At 42.1% G+C, this 15,760-nt stretch carries 11 protein-coding genes and 1 pseudogene; 8 read left to right on the top strand and 4 right to left on the bottom strand.

Features of this window, described 5'->3' with window-relative positions; translation table 11 throughout:
- Positions 1-10 precede the first annotated feature (10 nt).
- Genes V1L65_RS12070 through glgB form a run of 4 tightly spaced genes read right to left on the bottom strand, consistent with a single transcriptional unit; the run spans position 11 to position 5,681 of the window.
- On the bottom strand, positions 11-1,450 hold the full coding sequence (locus V1L65_RS12070) for a glycogen synthase (RefSeq protein WP_331699395.1): 1,440 nt from the start codon (positions 1,448-1,450) through the stop codon (positions 11-13).
- A 15-nt stretch (positions 1,451-1,465) separates the two neighbouring features.
- Entirely contained in the window at positions 1,466-2,572 is a 1,107-nt protein-coding gene (gene glgD, locus V1L65_RS12065; RefSeq protein WP_331699394.1) for a glucose-1-phosphate adenylyltransferase subunit GlgD, read from the bottom strand.
- Positions 2,572-3,732: a glucose-1-phosphate adenylyltransferase gene (locus V1L65_RS12060; protein ID WP_331699393.1), complete on the bottom strand. Its 1,161-nt coding sequence runs from the start codon at positions 3,730-3,732 to the stop codon at positions 2,572-2,574. Before V1L65_RS12060 ends, glgD begins: the two co-directional genes overlap by 1 nt.
- Positions 3,733-3,734: 2 nt before the next feature.
- Positions 3,735-5,681 (bottom strand): 1,4-alpha-glucan branching protein GlgB, encoded by a 1,947-nt coding sequence (gene glgB / locus V1L65_RS12055; protein WP_331699392.1) that lies wholly within the window; start codon positions 5,679-5,681, stop codon positions 3,735-3,737.
- 146 nt (positions 5,682-5,827) lie between these two features.
- Here glgB and pulA point away from each other — a divergent pair, with 146 nt between their 5' ends.
- The 8 genes and pseudogenes from pulA to V1L65_RS12015 all read left to right on the top strand — a co-directional run bounded on the left by pulA (position 5,828) and on the right by V1L65_RS12015 (position 15,588).
- On the top strand, positions 5,828-7,936 hold the full coding sequence (gene pulA / locus V1L65_RS12050; RefSeq protein WP_331699391.1) for a type I pullulanase: 2,109 nt from the start codon (positions 5,828-5,830) through the stop codon (positions 7,934-7,936).
- 359 nt (positions 7,937-8,295) lie between these two features.
- Positions 8,296-8,862 carry a hypothetical protein gene (locus V1L65_RS12045; protein ID WP_331699390.1) on the top strand — a complete coding sequence of 189 codons (567 nt, stop codon included), beginning with the start codon at positions 8,296-8,298 and terminating at the stop codon, positions 8,860-8,862.
- A 147-nt stretch (positions 8,863-9,009) separates the two neighbouring features.
- Positions 9,010-9,576: a hypothetical protein gene (locus tag V1L65_RS12040; protein WP_331699389.1), complete on the top strand. Its 567-nt coding sequence runs from the start codon at positions 9,010-9,012 to the stop codon at positions 9,574-9,576.
- Between the two features lie 71 nt (positions 9,577-9,647).
- On the top strand, positions 9,648-11,321 hold the full coding sequence (locus tag V1L65_RS12035) for a DUF6138 family protein (protein WP_331699388.1): 1,674 nt from the start codon (positions 9,648-9,650) through the stop codon (positions 11,319-11,321).
- Positions 11,322-11,455: 134 nt separating this feature from the next.
- Positions 11,456-11,602: a hypothetical protein gene (locus V1L65_RS12030; protein WP_331699387.1), complete on the top strand. Its 147-nt coding sequence runs from the start codon at positions 11,456-11,458 to the stop codon at positions 11,600-11,602.
- A gap of 98 nt (positions 11,603-11,700) precedes the next feature.
- Positions 11,701-12,686, top strand: a pseudogene (locus tag V1L65_RS12025) (zinc-dependent alcohol dehydrogenase family protein).
- A gap of 153 nt (positions 12,687-12,839) precedes the next feature.
- A complete protein-coding gene (locus V1L65_RS12020) occupies positions 12,840-13,118 on the top strand; it encodes an ArsR/SmtB family transcription factor (RefSeq protein WP_331699386.1) in 279 nt (92 codons plus the stop codon).
- Between the two features lie 211 nt (positions 13,119-13,329).
- Positions 13,330-15,588: an excinuclease ABC subunit UvrA gene (locus V1L65_RS12015; protein WP_331699385.1), complete on the top strand. Its 2,259-nt coding sequence runs from the start codon at positions 13,330-13,332 to the stop codon at positions 15,586-15,588.
- Positions 15,589-15,760: the final 172 nt, after the last annotated feature.

Genomic DNA, 15,760 nt, shown 5'->3' with positions numbered 1-15,760 from the left:
TCGTCCTCTATTAAGGACGACAGAGTCGTTCATTCTTGTCTAGTGATAAATAAAGATTTGTATATTCATGAGCCGAGTCGTTCCAGCTGAAGTTGCTTTTATTGACATTTTCAAGCAGCGAAGACCATTTGTCCGGGGTGTGATAGATGTCAAGAGAATACTTTAATATATGCAACAGCTCATGAGCATTGTAATTAGAAAAACTAAATCCATTGCCGCTTCCGTTTGTTTCATCGAAAGGGGTGACCGTATCTTTTAGACCGCCGGTTTCTCGAACAATTGGTACGGTTTTATATTGAAGGGCAATCAGTTGTGCCAGGCCACAGGGTTCAAACAAAGAGGGCATGACAAAAAAATCACTAGCAGCATAGATTTGTCTAGCCAATGCTTCGTCGAAGCCTAAATACACTGCTAATTTATGTTTGTTGCGTTCAGCTGCATGGTAAAGAAAATGTTCAAATTCATAGTTTCCAGCTCCTAACACAACAAATTGAATATCTTCATGTAAAAATTCATCAATAATTGCGTTAACTAAATGGAGTCCTTTTTGTTCAACTAAACGGGTAATCATTGCATAAACTGGCTTTTCCGGATCTACGGACAAGCCAAGCTTTCTTTGAATAAGCTCTTTGTTTTTCTTTTTATTTATCCCGGAATATGTATAGTTAGAGGATAGATGTGGATCTGTCGTCGGATTGTATTCATCCAGATTAATGCCATTGATAATACCGATTACATCGTCCTGCCGAGCAGCAAGCATCGGATAAAGACCTTCACCGTAATAGGGTGTCTTAATTTCCTCCGCATAAGTCGGGCTTACTGTTGTAATTTTGTCTGCATGGAATATGCCGCTTTTCATGCAGTTGAGCAGGCCGTTCCATTCCAATCCGCTAATATGCTCAGATGATAAATTGAATAGATCTTGAAATGCATCTTTGGGCATAATTCCTTGGTACTTTATGTTGTGAATGGTAAATACCGTTTTCATGTTATTTACCCGATTAGATATTTTAGCAAAGGCCACAGCTAATCCTGCTTGCCAATCATGAGCATGCAGAATATCGGGGTGAAAATCCAATACAGATAGTGCTTCGATAACAGCCTGGCAGAAGAAGATGTAACGTTCGCCGTCATCGTAGTAACCATAAATTGTGTTTCGAGCAAAGTAATAATCATTTCCGATAAAATAATAATGAATGCCTTGATGCGTTAATTGATAAAGGCGGGCCTCTTGCTTACGCCAACCTACTTGTACATAGACTGAAGCGACCCCATTCAATTGGTCCTGCCAATCTGCAATAATCTTTTGATGAAGGGGGAGAATAACCCTTACTTCCATTTTTCCGTTTTTACTCAGTGCTTGTGGCAACGAGCCAACTACGTCTGCAAGTCCCCCAGTCTTGACGAAAGGGGTGCACTCTGATGCGACAAATAGTACCTTTTTCCTCATAACAATGGATGCTCCTTATACTATTTTTCTTTTGGCTATAATATACGGCATCTCTTTGGCCCCTATTAACACTTGATCCATAGTAATCTTTACATCTTTATCCATAATGACATTTTCTAAATAGGCACCTGGTTCAATAATACAGTGCTTCATGATAATACAATTTTTCACGTAAGCTCCTTTTCCCACCTGTACATCACTAAATAAAATACTATTTTCGACTGTTCCTTCAATGACGCCGCCAGTAGCTACTAATGATCCAGAGACATTTGCTGTACCTGTATATTTTGTAGGTGCCTGATTGCCTACTTTAGTCAAAACACGCTGCCCATTGGAAAATAGAAGTCTATAGGCTGTGGTGTCCAGAAGAGCCATATTTTGCCGGTAATAGCTGTCAATGGAGTTCACGATCGCACTATATCCGTTAAAATGGTAGGAATGGATGTTTAAGCGGTCCAGGTTAGATTTAATGCCATCCAAAAAGAAATGGCTTTTATAGTTAGCTATACACTCATCCACTAAGTCCAGCAGCAAAGATTTCCGCAACACATATACACCGGAAAAGACGCGTGAATTTTTAGGATCATTCGTTAATGAGTGGACAACGCCATTCTCATCTGCTCCAACCTTGATACATGCATTATGCTCTGGAAGCAGTTGATCGTAAATCGTAGTTAATAAGGTCACGTCAGCTCCGCGCTCAAGATGCTGCTTGAATAATTCATCATAAGCTGCATTGCAAATAAATTGGCTTCCGCTTATTAATACATAATCGGATTGGCCTCTTTTAAAATAATCACGATTATGGTGGAAATGGCTTAAGTCCCCTTTGGAAATATAGTTAGGATCATTCCAGTCCGGCGGCAGGGTGAATAGACCGCCATGCCGTTTGTCCAAGTTCCAATCTGCTCCAGAGCCAAGATGGTCCATTAACGAACGGTATTTGCTTCGAGTGAATATCGCAATTTCATTAATATTGGAATTTGACATGTTAGAAAGAGTAAAGTCTATCAGTCGATAACGTCCGGCAAACGGAACAGCTGCCCCACAGCGAAAATAGGTTAATTCGTTTAAAAAATCGTGCTCGTGCTCCAGATTGATCAAGCCCATCATGGTTTCCATTACAATCCCACCTTATTATTGATATCAGTTAATTCCATTAAGTAATCGTTTGATACGACGATGGGTTCTTCGTCTGGACTAGCAACTATCCTTACATAGTCTGGAATCGTCACATTTTCTTGTATGATCACCCTGTCCAGCAGGACATTTACGCCTACACGAACACCTGGAAGAAGAATGGATTGCTTAATAACCGAGCCTTCGCCGATTTCCACGTTTTCAAATAAAACAGAGTGATCCAGATGTCCCGAAATAATACAGCCATTATTGATCAGTGAATGATGAATTTTAGAGGTTTTTTCGATTAACTGAGGGGAAAAATTAGAATCATGCGAATAGGTTCTCCAGTCTTTGTGATTTAGAGATAAAGATAGATCCTCTTCCAGCAAATCCATATGGGCATCCCAGTAGCTTTGAATCGTTCCGACGTCTTTCCAATAGCCTTCAAACTGATAAGCATAAAGGAGACGGTCATCGGCAATCATGGCAGGTAAAATATCTTGACCAAAGTCATGATTGGATTCAGGAAGTGAGGCATCCTTTTCGAGGTAGCTCTTTAACAGCTTCCAATTAAAAATATAAATCCCCATCGATGCCAGGTTACTTTTAGCATGTGCAGGCTTTTCCTCAAATTCATAGATTCTTAGATCCTCGGTCGTGTTAACAATTCCGAAACGGGAGGTTTCATTCCATGGGACCTTAATGACAGAAATCGTAACATCTGCTTCTTTTTCCTTGTGGTGACGGAGCAGCTTATCATAATCCATATTGTAAATATGGTCACCGGAAATAACGATTAGATATTCGGGAGTGTATCTCTCAATAAAATTTATGTTTTTTGTAATGGCATCGGCTGTCCCCAAATACCAATTGCCGCCGTCATTTTCGGTAAATGGTGACAAAATACTAAGGCCATCCTCATGCCTGTCCAGATCCCAAGGTTTTCCGACCCCGATATGTTTATGAAGTTCTAGGGGGGAGTACTGCGTTAATACACCCACCGTATACATGCGGGAATTTAGGCAATTGCTTAATGAGAAATCAATAATACGATAACTTCCGCCAAAAGGGACCGCTGGTTTCGCTATGTTCTTGGTTAACGAACCTAGTCGTTTACCGACACCACCTGCTAGAATCATCGTAACGCATTCTTTTTTCATTGTTATTCCTCCTCATCGGGTAACTTGATTTGATTGACTTGGTTAAAAATACATATGGCAAGTGGTGGAACTTTTATTTTTATATGCTGCTTCTGCCCATGCCATTCATCAGGAAAACTAAAGTGAAAGGAAGTGTTTAGCTGATCCGAACCTCCATAGCAGGCAGAATCAGAATTAAAAATCTCCTTATAGGTGCCTGGAGCAGGAACACCAACCTTAAAATCGTAGTAAACCTGAGGTGTGAAATTACAAACAATAAGTAAATTGTGTGAGGGATTGTTACTTTTTCGTATACAGGCAATGATGCTTTGCTCACTGTTATCTGCATCGATCCATTGAAACCCTGCCGGATCATGATCCAGCGTAAACAAAGCTGGCTGATGGCGATAAAAATGGTTTAAATCTTTAACATAATCAAATAGGGAATGGTGCAGCGGGTAATCAAACAAGTGCCAATCTAATTGATGTTGATCCCGCCACTCAATATATTGGCCGAATTCGCCACCCATAAACAATAATTTTTTACCCGGATGTACCATCATGTAGCCATAAAGAAGCCGCAGATTAGCAAACTGCTGCCATTGATCGCCAGGCATTTTGTTTAATAGCGACTTTTTTCCATGGACAACTTCATCGTGAGAGAGGGGGAGAACAAAATTTTCCTTGTACGTGTACATAAATGAGAAGGTAAGCAGATTGTGATGCCACTTACGATAAATGGGGTCATACTCCATATAGGTGAGCATGTCATTCATCCAGCCCATATCCCATTTGAAATTAAAGCCGAGTCCGCCCTGATAGGTAGGCCTGCTGACTCCCGGAAGATCTGAACTGTCTTCCGCCATCATTAGAGCGTTTGGAAAGTACCGAAAAACAACTTCGTTCAGCTTTCTAATCAAAGCCAAAGCTTCCAGGTTTTCATCGTCTCCCCATCCATTTTTGAGCTGTTCTTCGTTATCTCCTCTATCGAAATTGAGGGAGGTCATGCTTGCAACTGCATCAACACGCAATCCATCAATGTGGTATTCCTTCAACCAAAAGATCGCATTTGAAATGAGAAAGCTTTGTACCTCAGGACGGCCATAATCAAAGGTTAACGTTCCCCATGTTCGCTTTTCCGCTTTTTCAGGGTCACTGTATTCATACAGCGATTCGCCGTCAAATCGTCGCAAGCCATGGTCATCCTTGCAAAAATGCCCTGGAACCCAGTCCAAGATTACTCCGATACCATTTAGGTGGCATTGGTCCACAAAATATTTAAAGTCATTCGGTTTGCCATAACGGCTAGTGGGTGCATAATATCCTGTCACCTGGTAACCCCATGACAAATCCAAAGGATGCTCCGCTATAGGTAATAATTCAATATGCGTATATCCTAACTTTTTAATATAGGGAATGATTTCCGCGGCTAGCTCCCGGTAGGTGTAATAGCTTCCATCCGCTTTAATCTTCCAGGAACCAAAGTGCATTTCATATATAAGAATAGGCTCCTTGTAGGGTTGCCGTTTTTTCTTTTTGGCTTCCCATTTGTGATCCTTCCACATATACATATCAGGAGAAGGCGTCATTGAGGCGGTGTGCGGACGAAGCTCAGATTGGTAAGCATAAGGATCTGCCTTTAAGAAGGCAGCGCCATTGGATGGTGTAATCCGATACTTATATGGGCTATTTGGCTTTATATCCCTAAAGAATCCGCCCCATAGACCGGTTTGGTTGATACGCTCTAACGAATAACCATCACCTGTCCAATTGTTAAAATCACCTGCGACACTCACTGCAGATGCATGAGGTGCCCATACGACAAACCGAAGACCTTTTTCACCGTAAGATTCGCTGAGATGGCAACCAAGAAATTTATAGCATTGATAGTGTGTTCCCTGATGAAAAAGGTAGCTGTCTAGCTCTGAGATTCTGATAAGAGGAAGACGAGGCCGCTTAATCTTGGACATAATAACTCCTTTCAATAACGGCTAGTGCAAATAAGACCGCGATATCGCAGAAAATATATGAAAATTGCTTAACTATTACTAATGTATGATAGGGAAAGTATAATATTCCCAATTACCAAGGATGGATTAAAGAAACGAGGGATCTAATGATGACAAATCCCACTTCTTGGATCGATGGAAGAAATACGATTACGATTGAGTTCAAAGATCATGTTAGCTGGAGTGAAACGAAACCAATCATCATCCACGCAGCAGGGCCATGCTTAGCTATACAATCGATCGACTGGATAAACCCGAAGACAGCTATCATTACTACGAAAAAAAATATTTCACTGGATCAACAGCTTTATCTCGAATGGGGAGAGGATAAGCTGCCTATATATCCAAGGGAGGTTGTGCGGACAGCATGGTTTGATCAAACCTATAATGCAATGGATGAACAGTTGGGCTGCGTCTATTCTCCCGAAAAAACGAGTTTTTCGGTATGGGCACCTACCGCGATCCAGATGGATCTGGTTTTAGAAAATGACAGAATCGCAATGACTAGGAAGTCCAACGGTGTATGGCACACGATAATAACAGGCGACTTGAAAAATGTGCTTTATCATTTCGCGGTTACGGTACTTGGCGAAGAAAAGCATGTTAATGATCCTTATGCGAAAGGAATGACAGCCAATAGTACGCGGAGTGTTGTTCTAGACCTTGAAGCGTCAGATCCGACAGGATTTCGTACAATAGACTATCCTAAAATATCCAAGCAAGATGCCATCATCTATGAGCTTCATATTCGTGATGCAACGAGCTCGGCAGAAAGTGGCGTGCAGCATAAAGGTAAGTTTCTAGGGCTGACAGAAAAAAATACGAAGAGCCCGGAGGGCTTTTCAAGCGGTTTGTCCTATATAAAAGAGCTGGGTTGCACACATGTCCAGCTGCTTCCTGTGCAGGACTTTGCTCGAGTTAATGAATTAAAGCCAAAAGAAAGCTATAACTGGGGATATGATCCTTTATTTTATTTTGTACCCGAGGGCAGCTATGCAACCGACGCCAACCAGCCTTTATTACGTGTTCACGAATGTAAAAGGATGATACAAGCGATTCATCAAGAAGGAATGTCGGTAATCCTGGATGTCGTTTATAATCATGTCTTTTGTTATGAAGAATCTGCTTTGGAAAAATTAGTGCCCGGTTATTATTTCCGTTATCGAGAGGACGGCAGTATCAGTAATGGAACTGGAACAGGCAATGATTTGGCGACAGAACGTAACATGGTGCGCAAATTAATTCTAGACGCTATTGATTACTGGTTGACTGAATATCAAATCGATGGATTTCGGTTTGATTTGATGGGTGCGATGGATGTGGAGACGATGCAAAATATTTGCAGCCGCTGCTTACAAGAGGAAAGACCTATTCTACTTCTTGGTGAAGGCTGGGATCTGGAAACCCCGCTTCTTCCTGAACAAAAGGCAACGATTTCCCAATCCGAACAGCTTCTGGATGTAAGCTATTTTAATGATTACTTTCGTGATTCGCTAAAAGGAAATCTGTTTCATATGGAAGACAAGGGATATGTGAATGGAAACGGTCATTATATTGAGCGGCTGCCCCAGTTGGTAGCTGGTTCTTGCGATAAAAGATTTGGCGGCAAGATCTTTTCCAATCCGCTGCAATCCATTAATTATGTTGAGTGCCATGACAATCATACGCTATCGGATAGACTCATGCTTTCTAATCCAGATGCAACGGAGGAAAGTCGCAAGAGAATGCATCAGCTCGCAACCGGTATAACCATACTCAGTCAAGGAATTCCTTTCTTACATGCAGGGCAAGAATTTTTTCGCACAAAGCTAGGAGAAGAAAACAGCTATCTTTCCGGCGATTATGTGAATCAAATGAACTGGCTGCAACGTAGTAAAGAAGATGAAAATGTTTGGTGGGTGCGCAGTTTAATTTTACTGCGTAAAACGTATAGCTTATTTCGTCTTCGTTCAGCGAAAGAAATTCAAAAACGGCTGCATATTGTAGCGGCGCCTAATCCGGTGTTTGGATATATGTTAGTGGGTGAAGATGATGACTTTGTTATTTTCGCCAATCCGCTGAACTCAGTTATGAAAATCGAGATTCCAGCACCAGGCAGATGGGAAAAGCTTATTAGCAACCACGCCAGTTATATTTCGCCCATCTGCAGCATGCTGCAAACTTCAACGGAGATTGGAGCGTATGAATTAGCTATTTGGAAGAAAAGCCGGGTTTGAATTTATCAGGAAAGAGAGTGTCCCAAAAGTCCTAGAACGGAGGGGCACCTCTTTATTTAAAATATAGGAAATCGTTATATTGAGGGAGTAAGTTTACTTTAAGCCTGTTCCTATATTTCAGCGGTAAACACGCCTTTCTAATGTACGGCGAAGCTGTTTTTCCCTATGAGAGAGTATATCAATTTTTGCGAGGGTGTTACCAAAATCAGGTGAAAAGTAGGTAGACTCAGGACTAATGATCACTATAATGGAAATAACAGACATAAATCAGACTAACCAGACTGTTGAAAAAGTATAAATTGAAATTGGACAAGTGTCCGCTGTAACCAAATACATTTTACAATAGTAGGAGGCAGTTTATGGGACGATCATTCGCTAATTTGCATATCAAAACACATAACTTTGAAAAGACTGTTGAAGCTTTAAAATTGCTGAGCCATGAACTGAAAAATAAAGAGCGAGAATATGAGGCTGAAGAGACCAGCATTGTCATGCACTTAAGAGATAGTAATGAATATTGGATCAGCGTACTCCATGATTATTTTGTTTGGGGCACGGTGAAGAAGATCGGTAAAGCATTGTCTCGGCTTGTCGATGAGCCCGTGATGACGGCGGGATATATAAATGAGGAAATATTCGAGCTGTCGATTTTCGAGAATGGAGAAATTAGGGCTGAAAGAATCTTTTGTGAAGAGTGGACGAGAGAGGACTATGAACTCAAAGAAGAGCGTCTTAATGATGATTATTTGCAGGAAGTGTTGGACATCCCTGATGAGGAGCTAGAAGATTTCTTAAGCATTTCTAGTCCGGGACAAGCTGTAGATAAGCTTTCTGAACTTGTAAACATGACACTGTGGTGTGATTCAGAGTGGGTACCGCACGAAGAATATCTTCGAAACACATTTGAGAAATACGAGTGGCGGTGAACCAGAGTGGCTGAGGACATTTGGGACAACATTTTAAAGCATAATTGAAGAGGTTGGAGGCAATTTTCATTTGCCGATGGCGCTATATCATTTGACAACTTATAGATGATTTGAATATGCAACTTCTTAATTATCAGGGAGGAATGAATGAAACTAACTTTTTTATTAGATACATGTGGAACATGTGTAGGTCAATTAAAAGGTGAACTGGTGCCATTAGAAGAAATAGCGAAAACATGGAATTTTCCATATGACATCAGTTTTGTATTGCGTGTTTTACCTGAAAGTTACGGCAGAAAAACGTTTAGACGCTTTGATAGCGGGGATCATACTCTTTATTTAGACATTAGCATCATTTATGAGCAGTATCAAAGGATGTCTAAAAATGAACAACGTGAAGCATTGGGCATTTACCTTTATCATTATTTGTCAGAGTCTGTTGCTAAATATAAGAAGCATGCAGATAAAGAAACACAAAATCAATTGTTAGCCCAGGTAAAAAATTGGATGTTACAAAACAATTGGTTGAATGGCAAGATCAATAAAGCAAGGGAACTGCTTGCGGAAAATGCAGGACTCTATGAGGTAAGCAAACAATTGCAAATGCCCCTAGACGAAATTGAGTATATCCTGCTGCGCATGAATGACTTTGAGCCAACTGATGCACACCCTGACAATATTGTTGCAGAGAAAGCCCCGCCATATCGTTTATAGAAGACAGGGAAGTCTGTTAGGAGCATCTTCTCTAATACAATAGAATTGGGGCATACAGAAAGGCGGAATATATGAACACTCAGCAGGAAGCAGCACTGGAAGAAATGAAAATGGCCATTTATCAATGGTTTGATGAACAGGAAAATCGAAAAGAACTGGAGGCTGCGGTCAAGCGTACTACTTTGCAAATAGGCATTTTTAATGAACTTGTGCTAAATTATCGGCCGGGCAAGACCGTTGTCGACGATGTGAATTTGGGACATAATGCTGCAGGCAAAAAGTCAATGAATGCTTCGCCTTTTACGCAGGAGCAAATTTTGCATGAGGTTCAGCCATTACTGTCGGAAATCGTAAGGGAGAGGCTGGACAAGCTTAAAACATCACCTCTGATCGACTATCGGTTTACTTTGCAAGGAACCTTCGCAACGACAGACGGGCTTGTGGAATTAATTGTGTTTGAAACGGTATTTGAAGAGAAAAAGCAGCAGCTATTGCAACGAATTCAGTCCTATATTGAGGAAAAACTGGAGAAGGGGTGTTACCCGACAAAACCGCTGGAAACCTTCTTTTTAGCGCGGCATCTGCTTGACCCGTATTTATTTCATGAACTGGAAGCTGCAAGGACGATTGCAGTATTTGAACGGATTCAAGCGCTGAATAAAGAGCGGGCACAAGCGCTTGCTGAGCATCGGGGCAATATTATTCAGGCAATGAAAGACTGGGCTGAGGAAATCTTTCTGGCTCGTTACTTCGATGTTACTCGTTCCGAATACTGGACAAATGAGTATAAAATGAAACCGGATGCTGCTCTTGATAACAAGGATGAACTGAATCAGCCTATCGACCTTCTGTTGTATAGCGCGGTGATGATCATTCGTTACGAGCCAAACTACAACAAATCTAAGGGCAAGACCTATCTGGAGCTGGCATCGCAGCTTGGGAGCGTCAAAGCCACTCGCATGCTGAAAGAAGGCAGCGATGCTTTCGCACGAGAAGACGTACATTTAAAGCATGAGCTGGCCGAATGCAAGGCCAACGATGTTTTTTCACTTGTTACGGTTGTTATTCGCAAGGAAGAAGCTGGAGCTTACGAGCAGGCGATTTCATTTATTTTCTCCTTGCTCCGAAAGGGCTTTCCAAAAAGCTATAAAATCAAACTTAAATCCAGCGTAAGAGAGTCATTACCCGTTAAAGGCCTTGCCAAATCGGATACGCACCGTTTTTTTGCAAATGCTTTGGCTTATACAGAACTGCATCTGTTGTTGGAGGAATACGCTCGTGAGGCGATGAAAGAGTTTGAATGGTACGAGGATACGGAAGGCGAAAAAAATGTAATGCCAGGCAGTTATGCCGTATTTGGGCTGGGACTTTCGTCTGAGCAGTATTTTCCGCTGGTCGAAGCTTATATGGGCCTTGTAGATGATGAGCATCAGCTCGTTCATGATAAATTCACAGTCGTTTTTGCGGAAACACATGGCGTAACGGAACAGTCCATTCCTGCGTTGATCGCTTGTTTACGGTGTTCCCACGATTCCTTAAAGCTGAAGATCCAACCGGAACTGGAATGCGAAGACAAGCTGTCGTTGTTTGTACAGCATGTTGAGTCATTGCCCGATTACGAGATCGAGCGGGTGCTGTACCCGATCTGGGGCAAGCTGGAGAAACTGAGTGTAATTGCACGCAAAGCGCAGGAGCCACGCAAGGGGCTGCTGCTTCGGTTGTTAAAAGCGGCTGGTAACATTTGATTATTAATTTTCACTCAAGTTGAGTTCATTTTCAAGCGAAGGCACCGTGCAATGGACTTTATCGAATTAGAATTTGAACTTTGGTTTGCCGTGATGAAGATCTAAAGCATGATTAAAAAGCCATCCCAATCAGGATGGCTTTAACTTGCTGGGCAACCCCTTTAGATATTGTAACGATTACTAGGGGACTGTCGATTGGGCAACGTTTAGCAAGCAAAAAGAAAGAGGAACGAATAAGAGCAAGATTGTTAATGGAGAAGCGGCAGCGTACGCCTTTGTAGGCCAATATTATCCTTTATAGGGGTTATTTATTCATGTCTGAAGAATGCATTCATGCTATGATCAAATAAATCTGTTTTACTAAAGGAGACTTTTTGCTTTGAATGCAAAATGCATTACATACGAACAATTCGGTAATCCCATAGATGTACTAAAAGTTAAAACAAAATATATTCAACCGCCTAATGAATATGAAATCCTTGTACGTATGCAGGCTCGGCCGATTAACCCCTCTGACTTAATCCCAATTCGGGGTGCTTACTCGCACCGGATTTCTTTACCTGAAATTCCTGGTTACGAAGGAGTTGGCATAGTAGAAGAGGTAGGTTCATCTGTATCTCAAAATCTTATTGGCAAGCGTGTTCTGCCTTTGCGAGGGGAAGGCACATGGCAAGAGTTTGTTAAAGCTCCAGCCCAATTTGCAATTGCTGTCCCTGATTCTTTTGATGATTTCATTGCTTCGCAGCTATATATAAATCCAGTTACGGCATGGGTTATTTGCACAGAAGAGTTAGGATTAAAATCAAATGATGTTCTATTGGTAAATGCCTGCGGTTCTTCGATAGGGCATATATTTGCACAATTGTCTAAAATTATAGGTTTTCGTCTCATCGCGGTAACGAGAAATAATAATCATACAAACGATTTACTTAATCTTGGTGCTTCTTATGTCATTAATACATCCCAACAATCATTACATGATACAGTTAAGGAGTTAACGAATGGGCTTGGTGCCACTGCTGCCATTGATTCTGTTGGGGGGTCGTCTGGTACTGAGTTAGCTTTAAGTGTTCAACTAACGGGACTTACATCTCCATTGGACTTCTGTCAGGAGTGCAGGTTAGCTGGAATGAAATTACAAAAGCTGGAGTGACAGCTAAAATGTTTCATTTACGGCATTGGAACAAAAGAGTATCCATAGAAACCTGGCAAGAAACATTTCATTATTTAATCACATTAATTAAAAGTGAAAAGTTAAGTTTAATGATGACGAATTGCCACTATGATTTATTAAAAGTAAAAGAGGCTGTAAGTTTAGCTGAATCTTCTGTGAAGAGTAAGGGGAAAGTTATTCTGGCTAGCTGATTAATTACTCAACAGTATGCAATTGACATGACACCTTTTGGTGACATATAATCAAAAAGTCATCAAAAGGTGTCCAAGCTTCTTTAAACTTTACGAGAAGATAACGAAAAAATAACGTCTGTCCCTTGGTTAGAATTTTTAGGAGAGAATGTTGTGAGCGAAAACAACCAATTGCGGGATGTGTTTGGCGCAATTGCTGATCCAACAAGGCGCCGGCTGCTTCAACTGTTAGCTGAAGCAGAGGAATTGCCGCTTCATGAGTTAACGGCACAGTTTCAGATGGGCCGAACTGCGATATCCAAGCATTTGGCAATTCTCAAAGAAGCTGGATTGGTGCTTGATCGAAAAGTCGGAAGAGAAACGCGATTTAGGCTAAATGCTTCTCCACTCAGGGAAATTTACGATTGGTTAGCTATTTACAGCAAGTTCTAGAGTGCAGATTTGTTGCGCTTGAGCCAATTACTTGAGGAGGAAGAAGAATGAGGCAGGCAAAATCATCTTTTAAACTGCTTAATTTTGCAGGTGCGATAGTTATACTCAGTTGATCCAAAATAACATAAACCGGCTGCATACTCTTTGCAGCCGGTTTGTGTCTGCAATAGATTAAGTATTGCGCTATTATACAGTCGAAAGGAAGTTGAAAATGAGCGAATCTAATCAAGAGTATATAGTAATCTCGGGTGCGAGGGAAAATAATCTCAAGAATGTATCCTTACATATTCCCAAGAGGAAGATCACGATCTTCACCGGTGTATCCGGATCGGGCAAGTCATCGATTGTTTTTGATACGATTGCCGCAGAATCCACCCGGTTGCTGAATGAGAACTTCAGCATGTTCGTGCGCAACTTTCTGCCTCGTGTTCCTCAGCCAGATACTGACGCGATCCAAAACCTAAGCATGGCAGTTATTGTGGATCAAAAGCGGCTTGGAGGAGGCTCCCATTCCACAATGGGCACGATAACGGATATTTCTCCCGTTCTTCGTCTTCTATTTTCCCGAATGGGTCAGCCCTATGTAGGACAAGCGCATATGTTCTCATTTAACGATCCGCAAGGCATGTGTCCTGAGTGTAACGGGATAGGCCGCAGGCTGGGCGTAGACATGAACAAAGCAGTCGATATGTCAAAAACACTTAATGAAGGAGCAATTATGCTTCCTGACTATGCTGTGAACGGCTGGGATTGGAACATAATCGTGCAGTCAGGGGACTTCGATCTTGATAAAAAGCTAAGTGATTATTCAAATGAGGAACTGGAGCTGCTGCTTTACGCCAAAGCAAGGAAAGTTCAGATGGACTTTGCAGGTAAAGCAACCAATATTACGGTAGAAGGCGTTATTGAAAAGTTCACAAACAAATACATCAAGCAGGATGTAAAAACGAAATCTGAGCGCACACAAAAAGCTGTTGCGCCATTCATTTCTGAAGGTCCGTGCTCTAGCTGTCGCGGAGCGAGACTTAGTCAAGCTGCGCTTAGCTGCAAAATCAATGGGCTCAACATTGCAGAAATGTCATCAATGGAGGTAGGAAAGCTCATACGCATCATTCGGGAAGTTGACGATCCTGCCGCAGCGCCAATTATCAAGTCCCTGAAGGAACGTCTGCAGCATCTGGTGGATATCGGACTTGATTATTTGACACTGGATCGTGAGACGGATACTTTGTCTGGCGGCGAGTCGCAGCGCGTTAAAATGGTCAAGCACTTGAGCGGCAGTTTAGTAGATGTCACTTACATCTTTGATGAGCCTAGTGTTGGCTTGCATCCCCGTGATGTACACCGGCTAAATGAATTGCTTCAGAAGCTGCGAGACAAGGGCAATACCGTTATCGTCGTAGAGCATGATCCCGACGTAATCAAGATCGCGGATCATATTGTCGATGTCGGGCCTCACGCCGGCAGCCGCGGCGGAACCATTGTGTATGAGGGGGATTTCCAAGGTTTGCTTGGTGCAAGCACGTTAACAGGCAATCATATGAAGCGGCCGCTTCAGCTGAAGCATGATTGCAGGCAGCCATCTGGCAAGCTGCCTATTAAGAATGCTACGCTTCACAACCTGCAAAATGTCAGTGTAGATATTCCAACTGGTGTGCTGACAGTAGTTACTGGTGTAGCAGGTTCAGGCAAGAGCACACTTATTAATGAAGTATTCCTCAGCCAACATACTGATGCAGTCGTTATCGACCAATCGGCGATTGGCGTATCAACACGTTCAAATCCTGCGACTTACACTGGTATTATGGATGATGTGCGCAAAGCGTTTGCTTCCGCCAACAAAGTCAATCAAGGCTTGTTCAGCTTCAACTCGAAAGGGGCTTGTGAGAACTGCCAAGGCCTGGGCGTTGTGTATACCGATCTCGCGTTTCTAGAAAGTGTAAGGCTCCCATGTGAAGTATGCGGCGGCAGACGGTTCAAAGAAGAAGTACTCGAATACAAGCTGGAAGGCAAGTCAATTGCAGAAGTGCTGGAAATGACTGTGGAGCAAGCGCTGGAATTTTTCCAGCTAAAAGAGGTAGTCCGCAAGCTGCAAGCTATGAGCGATGTGGGGCTCAACTATATTACGCTAGGCCAACCGCTCAGCACATTGTCAGGCGGTGAATGCCAGCGTATCAAGCTTGCAAGTGAATTGCATAAGAAAGGAAGCATATATGTGATGGACGAGCCGACGACTGGGCTGCATATGTCGGATATTGGTCAGCTAATGAGGATTATGAATCGCCTCGTGGACGCAGGCAATACGGTAATCGTTATTGAGCATAATCTAGATGTAATCAGCCAAGCGGATTGGATTATCGATATGGGACCAGACGGAGGCAGCAAAGGCGGCCAGGTTGTGTTCGAGGGCACGCCGACGCAAATTATCCATGTGGAGCAATCATTCACAGGAAAATACTTGAGGTCGTAATAGTTACAAGGGGTGTATTTTGTCATTTTTTCTTGACAGGATGCATCCTTTTTCTTGTAAAACAACACAAACTTTCATAACCTGGCGGCTGTAAGTTAATGATCATTCCAGTATTGGCCTTGTATTTGCTATTAGCTTTTTCAATCTATTGCCAATAGCAAATCTGTATAAT

This window comes from Paenibacillus sp. IITD108 (assembly GCF_036541265.1).
In the GTDB taxonomy this organism is placed as follows: Bacteria; Bacillota; Bacilli; order Paenibacillales; family Paenibacillaceae; genus Pristimantibacillus.
Note: the sequence above shows the minus strand (reverse complement) of the source record. Positions and strands in the feature narration are given on the sequence as shown.

Coding starts and splice junctions, on each gene's coding strand:
- V1L65_RS12070 (WP_331699395.1), bottom strand. CDS start 1,450: ATGAGGAAAAAGGTACTATTTGTCGCATCAGAGTGCACCCCTTTCGTC.
- glgD (WP_331699394.1), bottom strand. CDS start 2,572: ATGGAAACCATGATGGGCTTGATCAATCTGGAGCACGAGCACGATTTT.
- V1L65_RS12060 (WP_331699393.1), bottom strand. CDS start 3,732: ATGAAAAAAGAATGCGTTACGATGATTCTAGCAGGTGGTGTCGGTAAA.
- glgB (WP_331699392.1), bottom strand. CDS start 5,681: ATGTCCAAGATTAAGCGGCCTCGTCTTCCTCTTATCAGAATCTCAGAG.
- pulA (WP_331699391.1), top strand. CDS start 5,828: ATGATGACAAATCCCACTTCTTGGATCGATGGAAGAAATACGATTACG.
- V1L65_RS12045 (WP_331699390.1), top strand. CDS start 8,296: ATGGGACGATCATTCGCTAATTTGCATATCAAAACACATAACTTTGAA.
- V1L65_RS12040 (WP_331699389.1), top strand. CDS start 9,010: ATGAAACTAACTTTTTTATTAGATACATGTGGAACATGTGTAGGTCAA.
- V1L65_RS12035 (WP_331699388.1), top strand. CDS start 9,648: ATGAACACTCAGCAGGAAGCAGCACTGGAAGAAATGAAAATGGCCATT.
- V1L65_RS12030 (WP_331699387.1), top strand. CDS start 11,456: ATGGCTTTAACTTGCTGGGCAACCCCTTTAGATATTGTAACGATTACT.
- V1L65_RS12015 (WP_331699385.1), top strand. CDS start 13,330: ATGAGCGAATCTAATCAAGAGTATATAGTAATCTCGGGTGCGAGGGAA.